The organism is Streptomyces sp. NPDC093089 (assembly GCF_044754405.1).
In the GTDB taxonomy this organism is placed as follows: domain Bacteria; phylum Actinomycetota; class Actinomycetes; order Streptomycetales; family Streptomycetaceae; genus Streptomyces.
The window spans coordinates 97,124-120,826 of record NZ_JBIVPA010000009.1 but is presented as its reverse complement, the minus strand read 5'-3'; the positions used below and the strand labels follow the sequence as shown (position 1 = coordinate 120,826).

General features: G+C 74.4%; 20 protein-coding genes. 8 read left to right on the top strand and 12 right to left on the bottom strand.

Going from position 1 to position 23,703, the window contains the following annotated elements; genetic code table 11:
• The first annotated feature begins 88 nt into the window (after window positions 1-88).
• Window positions 89-2,554 carry a hypothetical protein gene (locus ACIQFX_RS21960; protein WP_402465874.1) on the top strand — a complete coding sequence of 822 codons (2,466 nt, stop codon included), beginning with the start codon at window positions 89-91 and terminating at the stop codon, window positions 2,552-2,554.
• On the opposite strand, the gene ACIQFX_RS21955 is transcribed toward ACIQFX_RS21960, so the two are convergent.
• From ACIQFX_RS21955 to ACIQFX_RS21905, 11 genes are all read right to left on the bottom strand, one after another.
• Entirely contained in the window at window positions 2,524-4,932 is a 2,409-nt protein-coding gene (locus tag ACIQFX_RS21955; RefSeq protein ID WP_402465872.1) for a right-handed parallel beta-helix repeat-containing protein, read from the bottom strand. The two genes, ACIQFX_RS21960 and ACIQFX_RS21955, sit on opposite strands and share 31 nt — an antisense overlap.
• Window positions 4,933-5,138: 206 nt before the next feature.
• The gene (locus tag ACIQFX_RS21950; RefSeq protein WP_402465869.1) at window positions 5,139-5,747 is read right to left on the bottom strand and encodes a hypothetical protein; all 609 of its coding nucleotides are present in this window, start codon (window positions 5,745-5,747) and stop codon (window positions 5,139-5,141) included.
• 163 nt (window positions 5,748-5,910) lie between these two features.
• Complete coding sequence (locus ACIQFX_RS21945) at window positions 5,911-6,735, bottom strand: MOSC domain-containing protein (protein ID WP_402465866.1); 825 nt, start codon at window positions 6,733-6,735, stop codon at window positions 5,911-5,913.
• A gap of 53 nt (window positions 6,736-6,788) precedes the next feature.
• Window positions 6,789-7,289, bottom strand: coding sequence for a DUF6643 family protein (locus tag ACIQFX_RS21940; RefSeq protein ID WP_402465863.1), 501 nt, complete (start codon window positions 7,287-7,289; stop codon window positions 6,789-6,791).
• A gap of 413 nt (window positions 7,290-7,702) precedes the next feature.
• A complete protein-coding gene (locus ACIQFX_RS21935) occupies window positions 7,703-8,743 on the bottom strand; it encodes a TIGR03571 family LLM class oxidoreductase (RefSeq protein ID WP_402465860.1) in 1,041 nt (346 codons plus the stop codon).
• An 83-nt stretch (window positions 8,744-8,826) separates the two neighbouring features.
• Entirely contained in the window at window positions 8,827-9,657 is an 831-nt protein-coding gene (locus tag ACIQFX_RS21930; RefSeq protein ID WP_402465857.1) for an aldo/keto reductase, read from the bottom strand.
• Between the two features lie 16 nt (window positions 9,658-9,673).
• Window positions 9,674-10,021, bottom strand: a complete 348-nt coding sequence (locus ACIQFX_RS21925; RefSeq protein ID WP_402465854.1) for a nuclear transport factor 2 family protein — start codon at window positions 10,019-10,021, stop codon at window positions 9,674-9,676.
• Complete coding sequence (locus ACIQFX_RS21920; RefSeq protein ID WP_402465851.1) at window positions 10,018-10,440, bottom strand: heme-binding protein; 423 nt, start codon at window positions 10,438-10,440, stop codon at window positions 10,018-10,020. The genes ACIQFX_RS21925 and ACIQFX_RS21920 overlap by 4 nt, the downstream gene beginning before the upstream one ends.
• A gap of 58 nt (window positions 10,441-10,498) precedes the next feature.
• A complete protein-coding gene (locus ACIQFX_RS21915; protein WP_402465849.1) occupies window positions 10,499-11,701 on the bottom strand; it encodes an MFS transporter in 1,203 nt (400 codons plus the stop codon).
• 303 nt (window positions 11,702-12,004) lie between these two features.
• A complete protein-coding gene (locus ACIQFX_RS21910; RefSeq protein WP_402465845.1) occupies window positions 12,005-12,472 on the bottom strand; it encodes a MarR family winged helix-turn-helix transcriptional regulator in 468 nt (155 codons plus the stop codon).
• Between the two features lie 208 nt (window positions 12,473-12,680).
• The gene (locus ACIQFX_RS21905; protein ID WP_402465842.1) at window positions 12,681-13,916 is read right to left on the bottom strand and encodes a glycosyltransferase; all 1,236 of its coding nucleotides are present in this window, start codon (window positions 13,914-13,916) and stop codon (window positions 12,681-12,683) included.
• Window positions 13,917-13,974: 58 nt separating this feature from the next.
• On the opposite strand from ACIQFX_RS21905, the gene ACIQFX_RS21900 reads away from it, so the two are divergent.
• From ACIQFX_RS21900 to ACIQFX_RS21875, 6 genes are all read left to right on the top strand, one after another.
• Window positions 13,975-14,769: a glutamate racemase gene (locus ACIQFX_RS21900; RefSeq protein WP_402465839.1), complete on the top strand. Its 795-nt coding sequence runs from the start codon at window positions 13,975-13,977 to the stop codon at window positions 14,767-14,769.
• Between the two features lie 61 nt (window positions 14,770-14,830).
• The gene (locus ACIQFX_RS21895) at window positions 14,831-15,397 is read left to right on the top strand and encodes a hypothetical protein (protein ID WP_402465836.1); all 567 of its coding nucleotides are present in this window, start codon (window positions 14,831-14,833) and stop codon (window positions 15,395-15,397) included.
• A 127-nt stretch (window positions 15,398-15,524) separates the two neighbouring features.
• Window positions 15,525-17,123 (top strand): apolipoprotein N-acyltransferase, encoded by a 1,599-nt coding sequence (gene lnt, locus ACIQFX_RS21890; protein ID WP_402465833.1) that lies wholly within the window; start codon window positions 15,525-15,527, stop codon window positions 17,121-17,123.
• Between the two features lie 56 nt (window positions 17,124-17,179).
• Window positions 17,180-17,662 carry an NUDIX domain-containing protein gene (locus ACIQFX_RS21885; protein WP_376489299.1) on the top strand — a complete coding sequence of 161 codons (483 nt, stop codon included), beginning with the start codon at window positions 17,180-17,182 and terminating at the stop codon, window positions 17,660-17,662.
• A gap of 55 nt (window positions 17,663-17,717) precedes the next feature.
• A complete protein-coding gene (locus ACIQFX_RS21880) occupies window positions 17,718-18,545 on the top strand; it encodes a 3-hydroxybutyrate dehydrogenase (RefSeq protein ID WP_402465828.1) in 828 nt (275 codons plus the stop codon).
• A gap of 67 nt (window positions 18,546-18,612) precedes the next feature.
• A complete protein-coding gene (locus ACIQFX_RS21875; protein WP_402465826.1) occupies window positions 18,613-20,505 on the top strand; it encodes a helix-turn-helix domain-containing protein in 1,893 nt (630 codons plus the stop codon).
• A 113-nt stretch (window positions 20,506-20,618) separates the two neighbouring features.
• On the opposite strand, the gene ACIQFX_RS21870 is transcribed toward ACIQFX_RS21875, so the two are convergent.
• A complete protein-coding gene (locus ACIQFX_RS21870; RefSeq protein ID WP_402465823.1) occupies window positions 20,619-21,986 on the bottom strand; it encodes an MFS transporter in 1,368 nt (455 codons plus the stop codon).
• Window positions 21,987-22,373: 387 nt separating this feature from the next.
• On the opposite strand from ACIQFX_RS21870, the gene ACIQFX_RS21865 reads away from it, so the two are divergent.
• Complete coding sequence (locus ACIQFX_RS21865; RefSeq protein ID WP_402465820.1) at window positions 22,374-23,690, top strand: esterase/lipase family protein; 1,317 nt, start codon at window positions 22,374-22,376, stop codon at window positions 23,688-23,690.
• Window positions 23,691-23,703: the final 13 nt, after the last annotated feature.

Sequence of the window (23,703 nt, the reverse complement as noted above, 5' to 3'; positions counted from 1 at the left end):
TTCGGTGAGGAACGGTGCGCAGGGGCACGACCGTCCGCGATCCTGTTGCCGACGTCGCATCTTCCCACTCCGAGAGGAAGTCGCCTCAGTGTCCCCTGCCACACCCGCCCCGGAGAGCGGGGGCGCGGCGCTCGAACTCCTCGTCCACGGAGTCGGCGGAACCACCCCCCAGGACATGCTCGACGACCCCAGGACCGTCCGGATCACCGGGGACGGGACCGCCGCCATGTACCGGCGCGGCGACGACCTCGACGCCGAGGACCACCCCGAGCGGTACGCGGCCCGCCCGGTCCCGGAGGCGTACGTCTGGTCCAACCTCACCTCCGGCGACGGCGCCCGCGCCCTGTGGCTGCTGCTCCTGCCCTTCATGGTCGCCAACCTGGCGCACTGGATGCGCCCGCCCGCCCGGAACCGCCCCGGACTCGTCCGGCTCTACGGCGTCCTCGTCCGGCTCGTCGCCCTCACCCTCACCGTGCTCCTCACCGCGGCGGCCTGCGAGGTCGCGCTCGACCTGACGGCGTGGCAGTGCGCGGGAACCGCCGGCTGCGCCGACACGCACTCCTGGCTGGGCTTCCTCTCCGCCGGGCGCGGCGGCTGGTGGTCCGTGCCGGGCCGCCGCCTCGTCCTCGCGGCCCTCGTGCCGGTCGCCGTCGTCGGCCTCCTCTGGTACCTGTCCAACCGGACCTGGAGCGCCTACGAGGCCCAGCGCCCGCCCACCGGCTACGACGCCCCCGTGCCCGAGCCGCGGGCCGACACCGAGACCGCCGACAGCGGCGAGGGAGGCGGCGCCGGCGACGATCCGGTGCCCGTCGAACCCAGGCCCGCCCTCGGCCGCCCCGGCTTCTGGTACGGCCGCCGGCTCGTCGCCCGCCTCAGGGCCGCCCACACCGCCGCGGGCTTCCTCACCGTCGCCGCCGCCCTCGCCACCGCCACCGCCCGCCACGACGCGGGGGAGCCGGGGGCGCGGGCGGCCGTCGGCTGGGCCCTCCGGGCGGCCGTCGCCGTGCTGTCCGTCCTCGTCGCCTGGGTCGTCTGCCGCCGCGGCCGCAGCGAGAGCCGGCTCGACCTGCGCGTCGAGCACGCCCTCGTGTCCTGGCTGCCCGGCGTCTCCCTCGCCCTGCTCGCGCTCACCGCCCTGCACACCGGCTGGTCCCGCCCCGGCTGGACCTCCTCCGGAACCCTCCCCGGCGACGCCGTCTTCGGCGGCCTCACCCTCGTCCAGGGCGGCCTGGTCGTCGCCCTCGGCGTCGTCGCCGTGCTCCTCCAGCGGCCCCGCCGGGACCCGCGGACCGCCCTGCGCGGCCTCGGCGGCCCCGCCGTCGCCATGCTCGCCTGCGCCCTCGCCGGCGTCATGTCCGGCGGAGTGGCCCAGCGCGTCGCCGACTGGCTCGACGGCCCGGCCACGCCCGGCATGGGCCAAGGGCCCCTGATCGGGCCGCCCGTGCTCCTCAGCTGGCAGGCGTCCGTCATCCCCCTGCTCCTCCTCCTGCTGGTGGTGCCCGCCGCGCTCCTCGCCGTACGGACCGTGCTCACCGCGCGGCGGCTCCGGCAGGCGGTCGAGGACGACTACGACGCCGCCGCGGAGCGCGACCCGGTCCGCACCGGCCAGATCGCCTCCGGCCGGGCCCGCGCGGGGCTCACCGACTCCGCGCCGGTCCTCGTCGGCGTCGTGTCGGGGGCCGCCCTGCTCCTCGGGGCCGCCTCCGTGGCCGGCGCCTGGGCCAGCGGCAACGTCCCCGGCCGGGCCTTCGACGGCGCCCACCCCGCCGTCGCCTCCCTCGCCTCGGCGACCCAGGCGCTCGGCTCCTGGATGGTCGGCTTCGGTTTCCTGCTCTTCGTCACCTGGGGCCGGCGCGCCTACCGGGACGCCTCCGCCCGGCGCACGATCGGCATCCTCTGGGACGTCGGCACCTTCTGGCCCCGCGCGGCCCACCCCTTCGCGCCGCCCTGCTACGCGGAACGGGCCGTCCCCGACCTCACCTGGCGGATGAGCTCCTGGACCCGGGCCACCGGAGGCCGCCTGGTGATCTCCGGCCACTCGCAGGGCAGCGTCCTCGCCGCGGCCGCCGTCTGGCAACTGCCGCCCGCCACCCGCGGCCGGGTCGCGCTGCTCACGTACGGGTCACCCCTGGAGCGGCTCTACGGACGCTGGTTCCCCGCCTACTTCGGCCCCGAGGCGCTGCGCGCGCTGCACCGCACGGTCCACTGCTGGAGCAACCTCCACCGCGCCACCGACCCCATCGGCGGACCCGTCCGGGTGCCCGCGGAGGACGGCCGCCCCGCCGTCGACGCACCGGTCCTGCTCGACCCGGTCGCCTACGGCCGCACCCGCAGGCACCCCCTGCCCGAGCCGATCCTGGGGCACTCCGACTACCGGGCCGACCCGGCGTTCGCCGAACGCCGCGCGGCCCTCCTCGACCGGCTGCCGCCCGCCCTGCCCCACCAGCGCGCGGCGAACGAGCCGATCGGGTCGATCGAGCCGATCGCGCCGGACCGGCCCGCCGAGCCGAACGGGCCAACGGGTCAGGGGAGTTCGGGCAGGTCGTCCGGATAGAGCAGCGTCAGGTCGTCCGTGCTGGCGTCGACCAGCGCGGCGACCCGGCCCGCGTGCCGCTCCACCATCGACTCGAACGTCTGCCGCGCCGTGCGGCCGTTGCCGAACGCCGGCCCCTTGGGCAGCTTCGCGAAGTACGCGACCAGCGCCTCGTCCGTGCCCTCGGCGAGCCGGTACTCGTGCTCGTCCGCCTGCTGCCCCACGATCCGCAGGAGCTCGTCCGGGTCGTAGTCGCCGAAGGTGATGGTCCGGGAGAAACGCGACGCCACACCGGGGTTGACGGTCAGGAAGCGCTCCATCTCCGCCGTGTACCCGGCGACGATGACCACCACCGCGTCCCGGTGGTCCTCCATCAGCTTCACCAGGGTGTCGATCGCCTCGCGGCCGAAGTCCCGCCCCGAGTCCTCCGGCGACAGCGCGTACGCCTCGTCGACGAACAGCACGCCGCCGCGCGCCCGGTCGAAGGCCTCCTGCGTGCGGATCGCCGTCGAGCCGATGTGCTCGCCGACCAGGTCCACCCGGGAGACCTCCACCAGGTGCCCGCGCTCCAGGACGCCGAGCGAGGCGAGGATCTCGCCGTACAACCGGGCCACCGTCGTCTTGCCCGTGCCCGGGTTGCCGGTGAAGACCAGGTGGCGGCGGACCGAGGCCGCCTTGAGCCCCGCCTCCTGGCGCCTGCGCCCCACCTCGATCATGTTCGTGAGGGTCCGCACCTCCAGCTTGACGCTCTCCAGACCGACCAGGGCGTCCAGCTCCCCGAGCACGTCCTGCGACGAGCGGGACTCCGGCGCGGGCTCCGGAGCCGGAACCGGGGCGGCCGGCCGCTCGCGCGGCACGGGCACGGTCCCGAGCAGCCCCGGCGACTGCGTGGCCGTCAGGACCGTCCCGCCGTCCGGTACGGAGGACCGGACCGCGCTCTCGTCGCTGGTGCAGTCCTCGGCGCTCGCCCCCTCCTCGGGGAACTCGTAACCGCCGCGCGCGCACCGCTCCGTGCGGCACTTGCGCAGGACGGTCCGGCAGCCGTCCGTGACGTGGAAGCCGTACCCGCCGCTGCCCGTCACCCGGCAGCCGTGGAAGGAGCCGCGCCCCTCGGCCGACACGTAGAAGCCGGCCTCGGCGGGCGAGGTGACCGTGCACCGGTCGATCGTCGGGTCGGCGCCCTTGGTGACGATGACCCCGGTCTGCACGGAGTCGATCGTGCAGCCCCCGAGGGTCCCGCCGCTGCCGTGGTCCCGGAACCAGGCACCCGTGGACGCCTCCCGGATCCGGCAGTCGTCGAGCTGCGCCGTCGCCCCGTCGCTCACCGACACCGCCGTGTTCCGCACCTGCGACAGGTCGCTGTCGACGACGTCCACCCGCGAGCCCCGGTCGAGGACGAACAGCGCGTCCGGCACGTCGTGCACCCGGCAGGAGTCGAGGACCGCGGTCGCCCCGTCGCTCACCCACACCGCCGGGTAGTCGCCCGTACTGTCGTGGATCTCGCACTGGTTGGCGTCCACCCGCGTGCCCGGATCCCACACCGACAGGCCGTTGCGGCCGAAGCGGCGGACGGTCGACCGGGTCAGCGTCAGCACCGAGCGCGAGCGCAGGTCCACCGCGTTCTCCGGCACGTCGTGGATGTCGCAGTCCGAGAGCGTGAGCACCGCGTCCGTGTCGAGCGTGATGCCGTCCCCCGACGTGCGGTGCACCGAGGAGTCGGTGAGGTGGGCCGCGGCGCGGGACGCGATCTGGAGACCGGCGCCCTTGATCTCGTACACCTCGCAGCCGACGCCCTCCAGGGCGCTGCCCTCGCCGGTGACGGCGATCCCGGCGCCCGAGGCGTGATGGATCCGGCAGCGCTCCAGGCGCGGATGGGCCCCGCCCCGCACCGAGACGCCGGCCTGCCCGGCGGAGACCACCTCGCACTCCTCGAACACCCCGCCCGCGCCGTCGAGCACGGCGATGCCGACGCCGGCCGGGTTGTCGATCGTGCAGCGGCGGGCCGTCGGCCGGGCGGCGCCCCGCACCTCGATCCCGGCGGCCGAGCGGGTCATGATCCGCAGGTCGACGAGTTCGGGCGTGCCGTCCTCGATGAGCAGCGCGGGCGCCGCCACGTCCTGCCCCTCGATGTGCAGGTCCTGCACCGTGACGGAGGCCCGCAGCGTCAGCGCCACCCCGTCCGGCGGCGCGATGCGCACCGAACCGACCCCGCCCTCGGGGCCGCGCAGGGTGACGGCCCGTCGCACCACGAGGTTCTCCCGATATGTGCCGGGCGCGACCGTGAGGACGTCCCCGTCGCCCGCGGCCTCCAGGGCGGCGGCGAGGGAGGGGTACTCACCCGTGCGGCGCCGCCACCGCGATGTGCCGGTGTGCGTCACCTGGACCGTGCCCTGTGCCATGGGTGTGTCCTGCCCCCGCCTCATGCCTCGCCGCTGATCCGATGCCCCACCGTAGCGCGCGCGGCGGCGCGGGGCCGACGGGTCGTGGGGCCGGTCCGAGGTGGTCGGGCACGGTCGGCAGCGGTCCGGGACGGTCGGGCTCGGTCGGCCCGTTCGGAATCCGTTCGGGATCCCGGGAAACCGCGCGCCCGCCGCGTGGCGGACGTTCAGCTTCCGGTGCCCGTGCGCCCCCAGTCGGGACCGGCCGCCGCCCACGCGCGGTCGAGGCGGGCGTACCGGGCGAGCACCAGGCGGCGCACCGCGAGGCGCCGGACGGCCTCCACCAGGAAGCCGGCGAGGAGCGCGGCCGCCACCCCGGCGGTCACCGCGTGCGCCCTGGCGGAGCCCGCCTGCAGCGGCGGCGAGACCTGGCGCCCGTCGCGGTCCGTCCAGAGCGGGAAGGCGTCGCCGGGCGCGGAGTGCCGCCGGGCGGTCGTCACCGTGCCGGTGCGGGCCGAGCCGTCCGGAGCCGTCCAGCGGGCCACCACCGAGCGGCGCAGCCGGTCCTCGCCGGCGGCGTCGGCCGTCCGCTGTCCCGCGGCGGGCCCGTCGGCAGCCCGCACCACCCGCGCCGTCGTCACCACGCGCTGCTCCTGCTGCGTGCGGACCGCGCGCTGGAGCGAACCGTTCGCCGAGGAGCCCGCGGCCCAGCCGGCCAGCGGCACCACGACACAGAGCAGCGCAGCGGCCGTGAAGGCCAGCCATGCCTCGACGAGGTCCGTGGTGCGGCGCAGGGGATTGTGCCGCCAGCGCCAGACTCCGGTGGCTGCGCGCACGTCGAGACCCCCTCGTTGTTCGGCGCTACTCCGACGAGTGTGCCCCGGGGCCCGGTTCCCCGCCTGTCGGAGCGGAGAAGTGGCGGCGGAGGGGCGCGAGCCGAGAGGTGCGGGCGGGAGAGCCGAGAGGGGAGGGCGCGAGCGGAGGGGCGCGAGCCGAGAGTCAGTCGATGATCTTCACGGCGTCGCCGACCCGGACCGTGCCGGTGTGCTCGGGGACGAGGTTCTGGCCGAAGATCACCCGGCCGTCGTTCTTGCGGTGCCGGGCGAGGGTCCGCAGCGGTTCTTTGCCGCGCTCGGCGGTGAGCTGGTTCGTCGTGGTGACGACGCAGCGGCCGCACGGCCTGGCGACCCGGAAGGTGACCTCTCCGACGGCGAGCCGCGTCCAACCGTCCTCCGCCCAGGGCGCGGTCCCCTCGATCACCAGGTTCGGCCGGAACCGGTTCATCGGCAGCGGGCCCTCGTGGGCGTGGTCCCCCTGCGCGATCAGGGAGTTCAGCGCGTCGAGCGAGGACGTGGCGGCGACGAGCAGGGGGTACCCGTCCGCGAAGCTCACCGTCTCGCCGGGCAGCGCGTAGGCCGGGTCGACCGGGCGCCGGTGCTCGGGCGCGTCCATGTGCACGAGCGCGGCCTCGCACTCCAGGTACGCCGACAGCCACGCGGCGGCCTCGGCGCCGGCCGGAACCGCCTCCACGTACTTGTCGAAGATCTCCACCGTGACCGTGGCCGAGGGGTGCGGTACCCCGACCGTCAGCGGAGGGTGGCCGGGCGCGGACAGGACGACCGCGCCGTCCGGCAGCAGCTCGGCGGTGGCCAGCGCCATCCGGGGGTGACGGCGCTGGGTCACGACCTTGCCCGTGCCGTCGACGACGGCCCAGCGGCGGTCCCCGGCCAGCCCCCAGGGCTGCACCTCGGCCTCCGTGGGCGCGAGCGCGCGCATGGCCTTCACCGGGTGGACGTGGACGGAGCGGAGAACAGGAGTCGGCATGCCGTCATCCTGCCAGCCGCTCCGGCCCCGACGTCGGCCGGTGGCGGGAGCCCTCAGTAACCCCCGCCCTGGTAAGGACGGTTGTACGGGTCGTCGTAGGGTGCGGGCGAGGGGACCGGCGCGGGCCGGGGGGCCGCCGGACGCATCGCCTCGTATCCCGCGGGCGCCGGGCGGGCCGGCTGCGGGTACGAGCCGGGCTGGTAGCCGCGCGGGGCCACCGGCTGCTGCGGGATGTACGGGGCCGGCGCGTGCTGCAGGGGCACGGGGGCCATCTGCGGCGAGGGCTGGGGGTAGCCGTAACCGCCGCCGCCGCCGTACGAGGGCGAGGGCTGCGGGCTGGGTGCCGCCGGGAGGGCGGGCAGCGCCGAGGGGAGCGCCGGCAGGTACGAGCCGCTTCCGGAGAAGCTGCTGCCGGTGTCGTAGGCGGCGGGCACTCGGATCGGGGCGATCTGAGGAGTGCCCCGCTCCGCGACCAGGGAGTCGTAGATGGGGGTGTCCGGGAAGGACGGCGCGGTGTAGTAACCGCCTCCATAGGTGGAGCGGGGGGAGGTCATGGCACATAAGTTAAGCCCACGATGTGCCGGTTGGGGAGCCCCCTTCTTGCGCTCATCCGATTTACGCTGGTTTTGTCCGCCTGACCTGCCAAAACCTCGTTAAAGAACCCGTTAACATCGGGGATTCCCGAGGGTCCCCCGGTCAACAAGAAGTGACGGACGAGCTACAAAGGGCGACACCTGCCGGGCATTCGGGGTACCGGCGGTACGGGCCCGTCGTTCCGGCGTTCACCGGTTCTCGGGATGTCATCCACAAGCTGCACACGACATGCTTCACGGAGCCTTCTTCCGGGAGTAACGGAAAACCGAGTTTGATCCGGCCGAATGCCCGCGCGGAAAAGGCTCGATCCACTGTGCCACCGTGTGCCGTCCGCCCCCGCCTTCTGCCCCAACTCCCATTCCTGAGTGCCCGATCACTCCTTCGGGTCTGCCCGAACTCGCCCTCGGGGAGCCTGTTGTCCCGACGGCGTCGGGAAGTGGGGCAGGACGTCCTCGGCGAGCTCGTGCAGCACCTCGTCCACGGGCCGCTCGTTCGGCCGGAGGTTGAACGAGACGTGGGCGACGCCTGGCTCGGCCATCCGCCCCAGGTGATCGGTGAGGGCGCGGCTCCCGGTGCTGAGGCCCAGCCGGATCGGGCGGGGCGGGGCGGCCGGGTCCTCGCACAGGTGCAGCACCATGGGCGTCAGGTACGGCTTGCCACCGCCTCCCGTGAGCTCCCGCCACTCGCGTGCCTTCAGCCGCAGCGCGCCCAGGTCGCGGGGGTACCGGAGGGCGGCGTCGGCGTGCTCGGCGATCCACTCCGGGGTCTGCTGCGCACCGCCCGCGACGGCGATCGGGATGCCCGTGGGCGCGAGGGGCTTGGGCAGGACCTCCAGCCGCCGGTCCGCTTCGAGGTCGGCCCGGCCGAGTACCAGCGGGCCGCCGCGCCAGGCCGCGCGCAGGGTCTCGACCCCTTCGCGGAAGGCGGCTCCCCGGGCGTGGAAGTCGCGCTCGAACAGCGGGTACTCCACCGGGCGGTCCCCGCTGGCCAGGCCGAGCAGCATGCGGCCGCCCGACAGGACGTCGACGGTGGCCGCCGCCTTGGCGACGAGCAGGGGCTCGCGCAGGGGCAGCACGACGGCACCCGTACCGAGGACGATCCGCTCGGTGACGGCGGCCAGGTGGCCGAGGTGGGTGAAGGTCTCGAAGAGCGAGCCCGCGTCGCCGAACGCCACCGGGTCGTACAGCGGCACGTCGCGCAGCCACAGGGCGGCGAACCCGAGCCGGTCGGCGAGCCGGGCGCGCTCGGTGTGCCCGGTCAGGTCGGGCACGCCGAAGGGCCGGTCGGCCGTACCGTCGGCGCCCGCACCGGCGCGACCCCAGTCGTTGTCGAGCGGGAGTTCGAGTCCGAGGGTGAGGCGCCCGGACGAGGGGGCGGGGGCCAGGCGCGCGAGCCCGGGATGGGGGGAAGTCACGGCGGGTCCTTTCCGGACGGGCGCGGGGCCCCGCGCCGGGCGGTCTGCCCGGGGCGGGGCCCCGCGGGGGTGGGGGTGCGGGCTCAGTTGAGCTCGTCGGGGTGCGGGCCGGTGCGCATGCCGCGGTCGAGCGCGGACACGGACCGCATCTCCTCGTCGGTCAGGGAGAAGTCGAAGACGTCGAAGTTCTCCCGGATGCGGGCCGGGGTGACCGACTTGGGGATGACGACGTTGCCGAGCTGGAGGTGCCAGCGGAGCACGACCTGGGCGGGCGACTTGCCGTACCGGGCGGCCAGGTCGGTGAGGACGCGCTCGCCGAGGACCGCGCCCTGGGCGAGCGGGCTCCACGCCTCGGTGACGATCCCGTGCCCGGCGTGGAACGCGCGCAGCTCCGCCTGCTGGAGGCCGGGGTGCAGCTCGACCTGGTTGACGGCGGGGGTCGGCGTCGCGTCCTCCATCAGCCGCCGCAGGTGGTCGGGCTGGAAGTTGGAGACGCCGGCGGCACGGACGCGGCCCTCGGCGGCCAGGCGCTCGATGGCGCGCCAGGAGTCGAGGTACAGGTCGCGGGCGGGCGTCGGCCAGTGGATCAGGTACAGGTCGACGTGGTCGAGGCCGAGCTTGTCGAGCGAGGCGTCGAAGGCGCGCAGCGTGGCGTCGTAGCCCTGGTCGGCGTTCCACAGCTTGGTGGTGACGAACAGCTCGTCGCGGGGCAGCCCGGACGCGGCCAGCGCCCGGCCGACGCCGGCCTCGTTGCCGTAGATGGCGGCGGTGTCGATGCTGCGGTAGCCGGTCTCCAGCGCGGCGGTCACGGCGGCGGCGGTCTCGTCGTCGGGGACCTGGAAGACGCCGAAGCCGAGCTGGGGGATCTCGACGCCGTTGTTCAGCGTGACGGTGGGAACGGCGGAGGGTGCCATGGTGAGCGGTGCTTCCTTACGCGGTGCGGGGGGTGAGGGTGCAGCGGACGGTCTGGGCGCTGATGAGCCCGTCGCGGAAGACGAAGGTGTCGACGCCGTCGAGGACCTCGTGGGCGTCTCCGGTCGCGGTCCACTGCAGGAACAGGACGTCCCCGGCGAACTGCGGGGCGAGCCGCCACTCGGCGTCGGGCAGGTCGGCGAGGAGTCGGCCGATGCCCTCCCGTACGCCCGCGCGGCCGGTCAGGACGCCCTCGGGAGTGACGAAGACCGCGTCCTCCGTGTAGTTCCGGCTGATCAGGTCGAGGTCGCCGGTGCCGAGGCGGTCGCCGTGGTCGGCGAACACCTGCTGCGGGGTGCGGGTCATCGGGACAGCTCCTCGACCGCGGTACGGGCGAAGGCGTCGTCCTGCTCGGGGGCGCCGCCGCCGACACCGACGGCGCCGACGAGGCGGCCGTCGCGGTGGACGGGGACGCCGCCGGCGATGAACAGCAGCGGCCGGTCGAGCGCGGTGGACAGCGTGTGGAACGGGCCCTCCGGCTTGACCAGGTCGACCAGGTCGGCCGTCGGGGCGTTCAGCTGGAGCGCGGTGTACGCCTTGCGGGTGCTGGTCTCGCCCGAGACCAGGACCGCCCGGTCGTCACGGCGGAAGGCCAGCAGGTGCCCGCCGGCGTCGAGGACGGTGACGCTCACCGTCACTCCGGCCGCCTCGGCGGCGCGCTGCGCGGCGGAGATCAGCGTCTCGGCGTCGGCGGTGGTCAGCGGGGTCAGGGTGGTCGTGCTCATGGCGCTTCTCCTGGGAGTGGTGTGCGGGTCGCGTGGGGGAGGGGAGGGGGAGGCGAGGTCAGTGGAGTACGGGGGTCCGGACGGCGGCGTCGGCGGCGGTGGCTGCGTCGACCGCGGGCGTACGGCGCTCCAGGGCCGCGGACAGGAACGCGAGGCCCAGAGCGGCGGCGGCGAGGACCGCGCCGACCCAGTTCGGGGACGTGAGGCCGAAGCCGGCGGCGATGACGAGCCCGCCCAGCCAGGCGGCCAGCGCGTTGCCCAGGTTGAAGGCGCCGATGTTGACGGCGGAGGCCAGCGTCGGGGCGCCGTGCGCCTGGTCGAGCACGCGCTTCTGCAGCGGCGGCACGGTGGCGAAGCCGAGCGCCCCGACCAGCAGGATGGCGAGCGCGGCGAGGACCTTGCTGTGCGCGAACACCGGGAACAGCGCCAGCACGACCGCCAGCCCGCCGAGCGTGCCGTACAGCATGGGCATCAGCGCGCGGTCGGCGTACCGGCCGCCCAGCAGGTTCCCGAGGAACATGCCGACGCCGAACAGGACGAGGAGCCAGGTGACGGCGCCGTCGGAGTATCCGGTCACCTCGGTCATCATCGGCGCGATGTAGGTGATCGCGGCGAAGACGCCGCCGAAGCCGAGCACGGTCATCGCCATCGCCAGCAGCACCTGCGGGTTGCGGAACGCGGTCAGCTCCCCGCGCAGCCGGGCGCCCTCGGGGCGCGGCATGGCCGGCACGAGCCGGGCGATGCCGAAGAGGCCGACCACGCCGAGCGCGGCGACGATGGCGAAGGTCGTGCGCCAGCCGACCGCCTGTCCGATGAAGGTGCCCAGCGGCACGCCCACGATGTTGGCGACCGTCAGTCCGGTGAACATCGTGGCGATGGCGCCGGCCTTCTTGTCCGGCGCGACGAGCCCGGCGGCCACGACGGAGCCGATGCCGAAGAACGAGCCGTGCGCGAGCGACGCGACCACCCGGCCGGCCAGCATCATCCCGAAGGACGGGGCGAGCGCCGAGACCACGTTGCCCAGCACGAACAGGCCCATCAGCACCATGAGCATCCGCTTCCGGCTGACCTTGTTGCCGAGCACCGTCAGCACCGGGGCACCGATGACCACGCCGAGCGCGTAGCCGGTGACCAGCAGGCCCGCCGTCGGGATGGTGACCCCGTAGTCGGCGGCGATCTCGGGCAGCAGGCCCATGATCACGAATTCCGTGGTGCCGATGCCGAAGGCGCCGACGGCCAGGGCGAGAAGTGCGAGAGGCATGAGCCCGACCCTTCCTTGGTTTGCTTGAGTGAGCTCCTAGCGGGCTCTAACAATAGTTGCATGCGCGAGATAAATGCAAGCGCGGATAATCCGTGGGGTCGGGATATGGGCGGAAGGTGGTTGCCTGGATGGCGTGCGGGGTCATGTCGGGCGGGCTCGTCCGTGGGTGGCGGGTTGGCCCGTCCAGGGCGGCGGTGCGCGGGTGTTACGCGGCGCGAGGGCGCCGCGCACGACAGAGCACCGTCACGGAGGGCGTGACGGTGCTCTGGGGTGTGCGGTGGGGGCGGGTGTGCCGCGCTGGTGTCAGACGCGGTCCGACGGTGCGTCGCCGGACTTCACCGCCGAGACCAGGAAGGCCAGCTCGGGGTGGGCGGCGGCCTCGTCGAGCGCCTCGCGCAGGGCGGTGTCGTTGGTCGGCCGGGCCTCTTCGAGCAGCGCCAGACCGGTGGGGGTGACGTCCGTGTAGATGCCGCGCCGGTCGGTCGGGCACAGGTACCGGGACAGCAGTCCGCGGTCCTCGAGCCGGCTGACCAGGCGGGTCGTCGCGCTCTGGCTGAGCACCACCGCGTCGGCGACCTGCTTCATCTGCAGGTGCCCGCCCACCCCGTCGTGCTGGCGGCTGAGCACGTCGAGCAGGGAGTACTCCCGGACGCTCAGGTCGTGTCCGGACTGCAGGGCGCGCTCGATGTGCGTCTCGATCCTGCCGTGCAGGAGGGACAGGGCTCCCCATCCGCTCGCGAGGGCGGTGAGTGCGGGGTCGGTGGCGGTCATGGGTCCGTGTCTCCTTCCGGGTGCGACTGGATCCAGGATACGACATCGAGCCGAATATCGGCTTGAGCTGATATTGGGCTCCTGCAACTATCTTCCCTGGGGTGACCGGGGTGACCGGGGTGACCGGGGTGACCGGGGTGACCGCAGTGACCGCAGTGACCGCAGTGACCGGCGTGACCGGGGTGACCGGAGTGACCGGAGTGAGGTGTCACTCCCCGCTTGGGGACACGTGGTTCGCGGTGTAGGTACGGCCCTTCCACGCCGCGCCCCGGCCCCGGTAGTGCTGCACCGCGGAGTCCACCGTCATCAGGAGGTAGAGGAAGGCGGTGAAGGGGAGGAGCGGGGCGAGCAGGAGGGGCTGGCGGTAGTAGCGGAGCATCGGGACGTACGTCCCCGTCATCACGGCCCAGGCCGCGCCGCCGGCCCAGGCGGCCGCGGGATCGCCGGAGGTCGCTCCCGCCAGGAGGGCCACCGGCGGCACCAGGTAGACCACGACGAGTCCGGCGACCGTGCCCGCGAGGAGCAGGGGGTTGTTCCGCAGCTGGGCGTAGGCGCTGCGCGAGACCATGCGCCACAGCTCGCCGAGTCCGGGATAGGGGCGGACGCTGTCGACGTGATCGGCGAGGCCGAGCCAGATCCGGCCGCCCGAGCGGCGCACCGCGCGGGCCAGGGACACGTCGTCGATCACCGCTCGGCGGATCGAGTCGGGGACGGCCGCCGCGACCGCCGTCCCGGTCCGGAGGAGCACGCAGCCGCCCGCGGCCGCGGTCGCCAGGGGGCGGGCGCGGTTGATCCAGCGGAACGGGTAGAGCTGGGCGAAGAAGTAGACGAAGGCCGGCACGACGAGGCGCTCCCAGGTGCTGACGACCCGGAGGCGGGCCATCTGGGACACCAGGTCCAGCTCGTGGGCCACCGCGGCGGACACGAGGAGGCGCAGGCTGTCCGGCCCGTGGGAGATGTCCGCGTCCGTGAGGAGGAGGAACTCCGGGGCGGGCTCACGCGCGCGTGCCAGCGCCATGCCGTGCCGGAGCGCCCACAGCTTGCCCGTCCAGCCGGGTTCCGGCTCGCCCGGCGACACGACCGTCAGCGGAAGTCCGCCGTGGCGGCCCGCCAGCTCGGCTGCGAGGCGCCCCGTGCCGTCCGTGCTCCCGTCGTCGACCAGGACGACCTCCGCCGGACCCGGGTAGTCCTGCCCGAGGAGCGACGGCAGGCTCAGCGGCAGGACGTCGGCCTCGTCCCGCGCGGGGACCACGACGGCCACCCGGGGCCACCGCTCCGGCCCCTCGACCTCCCGGGAGCCGTCCCCGTCGCGTCGGGCGGAGGCGGGGAGCCGCCGAGGCGTCGGGGGGAGCCGCTGATCCGTGCGCCAGAAGAAGCCCTGGCCGAGGAGCAGCCAGACCCAGACGGCGAGCGAGCCGGTCGCGAACCAGGCGAGGGGGGTCATTCGCGGCAGTCTGCCCCAGATCGGCGGGCCCGTGAGGTTCATCGGCTAGGGTGACCGGGTGAAGATCGCGCTCATGGACTCCGGAATCGGCCTCCTCCCGGCGGCGGCCGCGGTACGCAGGCTCCGGCCGGACGCGGATCTGCTCATCTCCAACGACCCCGACGGCATGCCGTGGGGTCCGCGCACGCCCGAGGACCTCACGGAACGCGCGCTGGCCGTCGCCCTCGCCGCCGCCGAGCACCGGCCGCAGGCCCTGATCGTGGCGTGCAACACCGCCACCGTGCACGCCCTGCCCACCCTGCGCGCCGCCCTCGAACCGGACATTCCGGTCATCGGTACCGTACCCGCGATCAAGCCCGCGGCCGCCGCCGGCGGCAAGGTCGCCATCTGGGCCACCCCGGCCACCACCGGCAGTGCCTACCAGCGCGGTCTCATCCGCGACTTCGCCGACGGTGCCGACGTCACCGAGGTGCCCTGCCCGGGCCTGGCCGAGGCCGTGGAGCACGCCGACGGGGACGCCGTCGACCGGGCGGTCGCCGCCGCGGCCGCGCTCACCCCGGCCGACGTCCGCGCCGTCGTCCTCGGCTGCACCCACTACGAACTGGTCGAGGAGCGCGTCCTCGCCGCCCTGGAGGCCCGCGGCCGGGCCGGACTGCCGCCGCTCGTCTTCCACGGCTCCGCCGACGCCGTCGCCGCACAGGCGCTGCGCCGCATCGGAGCCGAGCCCGCACCCGACGCCGACCCCACCGGCACCCTCGCCGTCCTCCTCAGCGGCCGGCCCGGACAGCTCCCCGGCACCGCCCTCGCCTACGCAGAGGGCCGCCTCCTCGCGGCGACCGCCCCCGCTCACTGAGGGTGAGGGGGCGACCCCGCTCCGACGCGCTGCGCGGCGCGAAGCTGGGTACTCTCCCTGTATGAGGGAGCACCACCGGTACCGGCAGACCGACGAGCGGCCGTCCGTCGTCTGGACCGGTCGCGCCACCAACCGCCTCCAGTGGGTCGCGGCCGCGGCCGGCGCCGCCTGCATGGCCCTCGGCATCACCCTCGCCGTCGAATCGCCCTGGACCTCCGACGTCACGGCGCTGCTCATGGCGGTGATCGGCTGCGTGGCGGCCGGACTGCTCGTCCTCTTCGGCACCCTCGCGTTCGTCCACGTGGCCGTGAAGGTCGACGACCGCGCCATGGAGGTCCGCTGCGGCCACATCGGCGTGCCGCGCCGCCGCATCCTCCTCTCCCACATCGTCGGCGCCGACTTCGCGCCGAGCGTCACCCCGCGCCAGTGGGGCGGCTGGGGCTACCGCTGGCGCCCCGAGAAGGGCACGGCCGTCATCGTCCGGCGCGGCGAGGGCCTGGTCCTGCGCCTCGGCGACGGACGGACCTTCACCGTCACCGTCGACGACGCCGAATCCGCGGTCCGGGTCATCCGCGACCACCTCCGCCACCCGACCCCGCCGACGCCCCCCACCCCCACCGGCGCGTGAGCGCCGGGCCGGCCGCCGCGCGGGCGCGGGGCCGTGCTCCGTCGCAGGTCGGAACGGGCGACCGGAGGCGGCGACGACCCGCCGACCGGACGTCCGGCGGACAGGGGCGACCCGTACACTCCGCAAGGTGAGCACCACCATCACCCCTGTCGACGCGTCCGGAGCCGACTCCGCACCCACGCCGGGTTTCCGGCTGCGGCGGTTCCTGCGGCCCGGGGCGGCCCTGCTGTCCGGGCTGCTGCTCTTCCTGAGCTTCCCGCCGCGCCCCCTCTGGTGGCTCGCGCCGCCGGCCTTCGCCCTGCTCGGCTGGGCCCTGCGGGGCCGCCGCCTGCGCGCCGGCTTCGGGCTCGGGTACCTGGCGGGCCTCGGCTTCATGCTCCCGCTCCTGATCTGGACCGGCGAGGAGGTGGGCCCCGGACCGTGGCTCGCGCTCGCCGCCGTCGAGGCGCTGTTCGTGGCCGCGGCGGGCCTCGGCATCGCGGCCGTCTCCCGGCTGCCCTGGTGGCCGTTCTTCGCCGCCGGGGTGTGGATCCTCGCCGAGGGGGCACGCGCGCGCGTGCCGTTCGGCGGCTTCCCCTGGGGGAAGATCGCGTTCGGGCAGGCGGACGGCGTCTTCCTGCCGCTCGCCGCAGTCGGCGGCACCCCGGTGCTCGGCTTCGCCGTCGCCCTCTGCGGCTTCGGCCTGTACGAGGCGTACCGGCAGGTCCGCGCCTACCGGGCCACCGGCACCGTCCCGCGCGGCCCGCTCGCCGCCGCCGCGCTCTCCGTGCTCCTGCCGGTCACCGGGGCGCTCGCCGCGCTGCCGCTCGTCGACGACTCCGCCGAGGACGGCACCGCCACCGTCGCCGCGGTCCAGGGCAACGTGCCCCGCCTCGGCCTCGACTTCAACGCCCAGCGCCGCGCCGTCCTCGACAACCACGTCGCCCGCACCCGCGAACTCGCCGAGGCCGTGAAGGCGGGCCGCGAGCCGCAGCCCGACTTCGTCCTGTGGCCGGAGAACTCCTCCGACATCGACCCGTACGCGAACGCCGACGCGGCCGACGTCATCGACGGCGCGGTCCGGGCGATCGGCGTGCCCACCGTGATCGGCGCCGTCGTCGCACCCGAGACCGGGAAGCTCCGCAACACGCTCATCGAGTGGGACCCGCGGCGCGGCCCCGTCGCCACGTACGACAAGCGGCACGTCCAGCCCTTCGGCGAGTACATCCCGATGCGGTCGTTCGTACGGATCTTCAACAGCAACGTCGACCGGGTGAGCCGCGACTTCGGCGCCGGGACGAAGGTCGGCGTCTTCGACCTCGCCGGCACCAAGGTCGGCCTCGCCACCTGCTACGAGGCGGCGTTCGACTGGGCGGTCCGCGACACCGTCACCCACGGCGCGCAGCTCATCACCGTGCCCAGCAACAACGCCACCTTCGGCCGCAGCGAGATGACCTACCAGCAGCTCGCGATGTCCCGGGTGCGGGCGGTCGAGCACAGCCGGTCGGTGGTCGTGCCCGTCACCAGCGGGGTCAGCGCGATCATCCGCCCCGACGGCGAGATCGTCGCCGAGACGAAGATGTTCACCCCGGACGTCCTGGTCGAGAAGGTGCCGCTGCGCTCCTCGCTCACCCCGGCGACCCGGATGGGCACCCTGCCCGAGGCGCTGCTCGCGGCCCTGGCCGCCGCCGGTCTCGGCTGGTCGGCCTTCCGCGCGGTACGGGCCCGGCGCGGCCGGGCGGAGTGAGCCGGGCCGGGGGCCGGTCCACCGGCCCCCGCCCGTAGATGATCTAGGGTCGGTCCATGGCTACCCCTGACTTCATCCGTGCCCTGCGCGAGACCGCCGGTCACCAGCTCCTCTTCCTGCCCGGGGTGAGCGCCGTCGTGTTCGACGACCGGGGCCGGGTGCTGCTCGGCCGGCGGGCCGACAACGGCCTCTGGGCGATCATCGGCGGCATCGTCGACCCGGGGGAGCAGCCCGCCGACTGCGCGGTCCGCGAGGTGTACGAGGAGACCGCGGTGCGCTGCGAGGTCGAGCGGGTCCTGCTCGTCGAGACCCTGCGCAAGCCCGTCGTCTATCCGAACGGCGACGTGTGCCAGTTCATGGACGTGTCCTTCCGGTGCCGGGCCGTGGGCGGCGAGGCGCGGGTCAACGACGACGAGTCGACCGAGGTCGGCTGGTTCGAGGTGGACGACCTGCCGGAGATGAAGCGCTTCTCCTACCTCCGGATCGAGAAGGCGCTCGCCGACGAGCCCACATGGTTCCGCACCACAGCGTCCGGCTGAACTATGGGCTCGACGCACATCGGTGGGGGAGAGGGCCCTTCGTAGGGTGCGGAACATGAGCGCACCCCTCACCGCCCTCGGTACCGACCCCGCCGAGCCGCTGCCCCGCGCGGCCGGACTCGCCCTCGACCTCACCGGCCGCACCGCGCTCGTCACCGGCGCGGCCGGCGGCATCGGGCGCGCCTGCGCCCTGCGCCTCGCCGCCGCCGGCGCCCGGGTCAGGGCCGTCGACCGGGCCGCCGACGGCCTGGAGACCCTGGCCGCCGAGGCCGCCGCGCTCCCGGGCGACCTGGAACCCCGGCTGCTCGACCTCACCGACCTGGACGCCGCGGAGGCGTCCGCCGTCGGCGCCGACATCCTCGTGAACAACGCCGGACTGCAGCTCGTCCGCCCCCTGGAGGACTTCCCGCCGGACGTCTTCCACACGGTGCTCACGGTCATGCTCGAAGCGCCGTTCCGGCTCATCAGGGGCGCCCTGCCGCACATGTACGGCCAGGGCTGGGGGCGCGTCGTCAACATCTCCTCCGTCCACGGGCTGCGCGCCTCCGCGTTCAAGTCCGCCTACGTGGCCGCCAAGCACGGCCTGGAGGGCCTCTCCAAGACGGCCGCCCTGGAAGGCGCCCCGCACGGCGTCACCTCCAACTGCGTCAGCCCCGGCTACGTCCGCACGCCGCTCGTCGAACGCCAGATCGCCGACCAGGCCGCCGCCCACGGCATCCCGCCGGAACGGGTCCTCTCCGAGGTGCTGCTCGGCGACACCGCCGTCAAGCGGCTCATCGAACCGGACGAGGTCGCGGAGGCCGTCCTCTACCTGTGCAGCCCGCAGGCCTCCTTCATCACCGGCACCTCCCTGACCCTCGACGGCGGCTGGACCGCCCACTGACCGCGACTCCGCGAAGGTCGTCCACAGGGGTGGTGCGATCACAGGTCCGGCAGGTATCCCTGTGTCCATGCCCCACGAACACGTCTCCTACCTGGAACTCCTCGCCCGAGGAGCCGCGACGGAGGCCTACGACCGGCCGGTGCTGCTCGCCCGCGCGAGCGGCGCGGGCCCCGAGGCGCTGGCCGAACTCGAAGAGGCCAAGCAGCTCGCCCTGCGCGTCCGGGCCGAGCTGGAGGGCCGGCGACGCCGCGAGGCGGAGCTGTCCGCGCTCTTCGCCACCGCCCACGACCTCGCGGGACTCCGCGACCTCGACGCGGTGCTGCGCGCCATCGTGCAGCGCGCCCGCTCGCTCCTCGGCACCGAGGTCGCCTACCTGAGCCTCAACGACCCCGCCGCCGGCGACACGTACATGCGGGTCACCGAGGGGTCGGTCTCCGCGCGGTTCCAGCAGGTCCGGCTGGGCATGGGCGAGGGACTCGGCGGCCTCGTCGCCCAGACCGCCCGCCCGTACGTCACCGAGGACTACTTCGAGGACCCGCGCTTCCAGCACACGCGCACCATCGACGCGGCGGTGCGCGACGAGGGCCTCGTCGCCATCCTCGGCGTCCCGCTCAGCATCGGCAGCCAGGTCATCGGCGTCCTCTTCGCCGCCGACCGCAGGGCCAGGGTCTTCGAGCGCGAACAGGTCGCGCTGCTCGGCTCGTTCGCCGCGCACGCCGCCGTCGCCATCGACACGGCCAACCTGCTCGCCGAGACCCGCACGGCCCTCGCGGAGCTGGAGCGGGCCAACGGCATCATCCGCGAGCACAGCGCCGTCATCGAACGGGCCTCGGAGGTCCACGACCGCCTCTCCGAACTGGTCCTGCGCGGCGGCGGCGTCCACGACGTGGCCGACGCCGTCTCCGAGGTCCTCGGCGGCACCGTGGAGTTCACCGAGACGGAGGCGGGGCCGGCCCGCCGCGCCGACGGGCACGCCGTCCGCGACGGCGACGACTGGGTGGCCGCCGTCTCCGCGGGCGGCGAGACCCTGGGGGCGCTCGTCCTCCACGGGCAGCCCGAGCTCGACCCGGTCGACCAGCGCACCCTGGAGCGGGCCGCCCTGGTCACCTCCCTGCTGCTGCTCGCCCGCCGTTCGGCGGGCGAGGCCGAGCAGCGGGTGCGCGGCGAACTCCTCGACGACCTCCTGGACGCCCCCGACCGCGACCGGCGCCTCCTCCGCGAGCGCGCCGCCCGGCTCCGCACCGACAGCGAGGCCCCGCACGTCGTGCTCGCCGCGCGCATCGACCGGGCCGACGGCGACCCGGACGGCGACGCGGGCCGCCGCGAGAGCGCCGACCGCCAGCGGCTGTGGTCCGCCGCCTCGCACCTGGCCGCCACCCGGCACGGACTCGCCTCGGCCCGCGACGGCGGTACGGTCCTGCTGCTGCCGCTCGGCCCCGGCGAGAGCGCCGCCGACCTCGCCCGGCAGACCGCGAGGAACCTCGGCGGCACCCTGCGCGAGCCGGTCACCGTCGGCGCGTCCGCCCCCGTCCGCACGCTCCTCGACCGACCGGACCAGGTGGCCGTCGCGTACGAAGAGGCCCGCCGCTGCCTGGACGTGCTGGTCCTGCTGCACCGGTCCGGCCAGGGCGCGGCGGCGGAGGACCTCGGCTTCCTGGGCCTCCTCCTCGCCGACGGCCGCGACATCGACGGCTTCGTCGACCGGACCGTGGGCCAGGTCGTCGGGTACGACCGGCGCCGGGGCACCGACCTGGTGCGCACCCTGGAGGCGTACTTCGCGAGCGGCATGAGCCCGGCCCGCACCAAGGACGAACTCCACGTGCACGTCAACACGGTCGCCCAGCGCCTGGAGCGGGTCGGGCGGCTCCTCGGCCCGGACTGGCAGTCACCGGCCCGCGCGCTGGAGATCCAGCTGGCGCTGCGCCTGCACGCGATGTCGGCCGCGGTCACCGGGAGGTGACGCGGACGGCCCCGTGCCCCGCTCGGGTCGAGCGGGGCACGGGGCCGGATGCCGGATGCAGAAGCTGGGGACAGGGACAGGGACAGGGACAGGGACAGGGGCAGGGCCGGCGGTCAGGCGTCGGCGCCGACGCGGGAGTTCGCGGGGGCGTCCTCGGCGATCTCGGCGAGGTCCCGGTCACGGGTCTCACGGGCGCAGGCGAGGGCGATGACCGTGAGCAGGGCGGCGGCGATCACGTACAGGGCGATCGGGGTCGAGCCGCCGTGGTCGGCGAGGAGCGCGGTGGCGATGAGCGGGGCGGGTGCGCCGGCGGCCACGGAGGAGAACTGGGCGCCGATGGAGGCGCCGGAGTAGCGCATCCGGGTCGCGAACATCTCCGAGAAGAAGGCCGCCTGCGGCGCGTACATCGCCCCGTGCAGGACCAGGCCGACGGTGACGGCGAGGAGCAGCGAGCCGAAGGTGCCCCGGTCGATCAGCGCGAAGAACGGGAACATCCACGCGCCGACGCCGACCGCGCCGATCAGGTACACCGGCCGGCGGCCGATCCGGTCCGACAGCGCGCCCCAGGCGGGGATCACGGCGAAGTGGACGGCCGAGGCGATCAGGACGGCGTTCAGGGCGGTCTGCTTGGTCAGGCCGACCTGGGTGGTCGCGTACACGAGGATGAACGCGGTGATCACGTAGTACGAGATGTTCTCCGCCATCCGCGCGCCCATCGCGATCAGCACGTCCCGCCAGTGGTGCCGCATCACGGCGACCAGCGGCATCTTCTCCACCTGCCCTGCGGTCGCCTTGCGCTGCTCGGAGGCGGCGAGGGCCGCCTTGAACACGGGCGACTCGTCGACCGAGAGACGGATCCACAGGCCGACGATCACCAGGACGCCGGACAGGAGGAAGGGAACGCGCCAGCCCCACGAGAGGAACGCGGCGTCCGACAGGAGCGCCGTCAGCGCGGACAGCACGCCGGTCGCGAGCAACTGACCGGCCGGCGCGCCGGTCTGCGGCCAGGAGGCCCAGAACCCGCGCCGCTTCGCGTCGCCGTGCTCGGACACGAGCAGTACGGCGCCTCCCCATTCGCCGCCGAGCGCGAAGCCCTGCACCAGCCGCAGCACCGTCAGCAGCACCGGCGCCGCCGACCCGATCGTCGCGTGCGTCGGCAGCAGACCGATCGCGAACGTCGCCCCGCCCATCAGCAGCAGGCTCAGGACCAGCAGCTTCTTCCGTCCGAGCCGGTCTCCGTAGTGCCCGAACACGAGCGCCCCGAGCGGCCGGGCGGCGAACCCGACCGCGTACGTCAGGAACGAGAGCAGCGTCCCGACCAGCGGGTCCGACTCCGGGAAGAACAGCTTGTTGAACACGAGCGCCGCGGCGGAGCCGTACAGGAAGAAGTCGTACCACTCGATGGTGGTCCCGATCAGGCTGGCGGCGACGATGCGCCGGAGGGATCCGGGTGGCGTCGGAGCGGTTGTTGCGGCGGCCATGTGCACCACTTCCAGGCGTGTGAGCGGGGGACGATTCGGTGTCGCCACACGGTAGGAAGTCGCAGGTCAGCCGCGTATGTGGTGGGACACCATAGTTCGAGTGGCGGAGGTGCGCCCCGTCGCCATGGCCTCGTGTCGCGTCCCTCGCCCCGTACCGCGGTGCCCGTCCCCACCGTGCCCCGCACCCGCGTGTCCCCGTCTCCTCCGTGCCCCGTACCCGGGTGCCCTCGTCCCCGCCCTGCCTCTGACGACCATGCCCGAGGCGCTCTTTATGTGTTGTGCCCCTATGCCCTGGCCTGTTCGGCCCGCCTAACGTGGGCGGACCCGGGGCCGGGACGGGCAGCGGGCGGGACGCGCCGAGCGCGCACGAGTGGGGGAGGTCGGGACGTGGCCGACAGACGGAGTGCGGGACGGCGGTGGCGCGGGCGCGCCGCCCGGGTGATGGCCGTGCTGGGGGTCGTCGCGGCGGCCGTCGTGGTGGCGCCCGCCGCCGCGAGCGGTACGACGGCGGCCACCGCCGCCCTGCCCTCGTACCTCACGCTCGAAGCGGGCTACGGGGCGGGGACCGTCACCAACGGCTGGGAGCGCGTCGAGCGCTACGCCGACAGCACCACCGGATTCCGCACCGAGGGCTTCCCGGCGGACGGCCGCGGCGACCAGGACGGCAAGCGCGTCACGTACTTCGGCGGTGTCGCCCGGCCCTCCTCCGGCCGGTTCCTGCTCTACTCGGCCCCCGGCTGGAACACCGGAAGCCGCACCACACCCGTCCTCCTCGTGCACGGAGCCAACGACACCGCGGACCGCGCCTGGGCCAACCCCGGCGAATCGGGCGGCTACGGCTGCGGCGCCGCCTCCTGCCCCTCCACCGGACTCATGCAGTACCTCTCCCAGCGCGGCCACCGCGTCTTCGCCGTCGGCTTCGCCCACAAGCAGGGCGACAACCTGATGCAGGCGCAGATCGTCGGCGACGCCGTCGCCGCCGTCAAGGCCAAACTGGGCGTCACCAAGGTCGACCTCGTCGGCTGGAGCAAGGGCGAGATGTCGACCCGCGCCTACGTGTCCTCCCTGAAGCCGAGCTGGGGCCGGGCCTACGCCGGCGACGTACGCCGCCTGATCACCCTCGGCGGCCCCAACGGCGGCTACGACTACCCGTACGCCCACGGCTGGGCCCACGACTTCTCCATCTGGCCGGAATGCGGAGGCAAGGTCAACGCGCCCTCCCCGCACTCCCACATGACCTGCTACGGCCTCTACACCCCACACCCCGAGTACTCCATGACCCCGGCCGGCGGCCAGGACAACTACCCCGGTCAGCGGCAGATGCTGGCCCGCTGGGACGGCGTGTACGGAGTCGACGGCGCCGCCCAGGACTGGTACACGACCTACTACGGCGGCCAGGGCTTCTACACCGCGGGCAGCGGCATCCAGGCCGCCATCGACGCCGGATCGCTGATCGCCCCCCTGCACGCCGCCGGCGTCCCGGCCTCCGTCACCACCTACCTCCTCGCCGGCGGATCCGCCGACATCGTCGGCATCTTCAACGAGAACCGGGGACCCAGCGACGGCGTCGTCTTCACCTCCAGCGCGCTCGACACCACCGGCATCCCCACCGTCGGCGGCACCGCCACCGTCGCAGCCGCCAACCACCTCGAACTGGGCTGGCACGGCACGGCCGCCGCCCAGGTCGCCACCTGGCTCTCCTGACGCACCCGCCACG

Excerpts from the sequence above, each read along its gene's own strand:
- ACIQFX_RS21945 (WP_402465866.1), bottom strand. The coding sequence starts at position 6,735 with ATGCCGACTCCTGTTCTCCGCTCCGTCCACGTCCACCCGGTGAAGGCC.
- ACIQFX_RS21930 (WP_402465857.1), bottom strand. The coding sequence starts at position 9,657 with ATGGCACCCTCCGCCGTTCCCACCGTCACGCTGAACAACGGCGTCGAG.
- ACIQFX_RS21880 (WP_402465828.1), top strand. The coding sequence starts at position 17,718 with ATGAGCGCACCCCTCACCGCCCTCGGTACCGACCCCGCCGAGCCGCTG.
- ACIQFX_RS21885 (WP_376489299.1), top strand. The coding sequence starts at position 17,180 with ATGGCTACCCCTGACTTCATCCGTGCCCTGCGCGAGACCGCCGGTCAC.
- ACIQFX_RS21955 (WP_402465872.1), bottom strand. The coding sequence starts at position 4,932 with ATGGCACAGGGCACGGTCCAGGTGACGCACACCGGCACATCGCGGTGG.
- ACIQFX_RS21905 (WP_402465842.1), bottom strand. The coding sequence starts at position 13,916 with ATGACCCCCCTCGCCTGGTTCGCGACCGGCTCGCTCGCCGTCTGGGTC.
- ACIQFX_RS21895 (WP_402465836.1), top strand. The coding sequence starts at position 14,831 with ATGAGGGAGCACCACCGGTACCGGCAGACCGACGAGCGGCCGTCCGTC.
- ACIQFX_RS21875 (WP_402465826.1), top strand. The coding sequence starts at position 18,613 with ATGCCCCACGAACACGTCTCCTACCTGGAACTCCTCGCCCGAGGAGCC.
- ACIQFX_RS21910 (WP_402465845.1), bottom strand. The coding sequence starts at position 12,472 with ATGACCGCCACCGACCCCGCACTCACCGCCCTCGCGAGCGGATGGGGA.
- ACIQFX_RS21915 (WP_402465849.1), bottom strand. The coding sequence starts at position 11,701 with ATGCCTCTCGCACTTCTCGCCCTGGCCGTCGGCGCCTTCGGCATCGGC.
- ACIQFX_RS21940 (WP_402465863.1), bottom strand. The coding sequence starts at position 7,289 with ATGACCTCCCCCCGCTCCACCTATGGAGGCGGTTACTACACCGCGCCG.
- ACIQFX_RS21920 (WP_402465851.1), bottom strand. The coding sequence starts at position 10,440 with ATGAGCACGACCACCCTGACCCCGCTGACCACCGCCGACGCCGAGACG.
- ACIQFX_RS21925 (WP_402465854.1), bottom strand. The coding sequence starts at position 10,021 with ATGACCCGCACCCCGCAGCAGGTGTTCGCCGACCACGGCGACCGCCTC.
- ACIQFX_RS21870 (WP_402465823.1), bottom strand. The coding sequence starts at position 21,986 with ATGGCCGCCGCAACAACCGCTCCGACGCCACCCGGATCCCTCCGGCGC.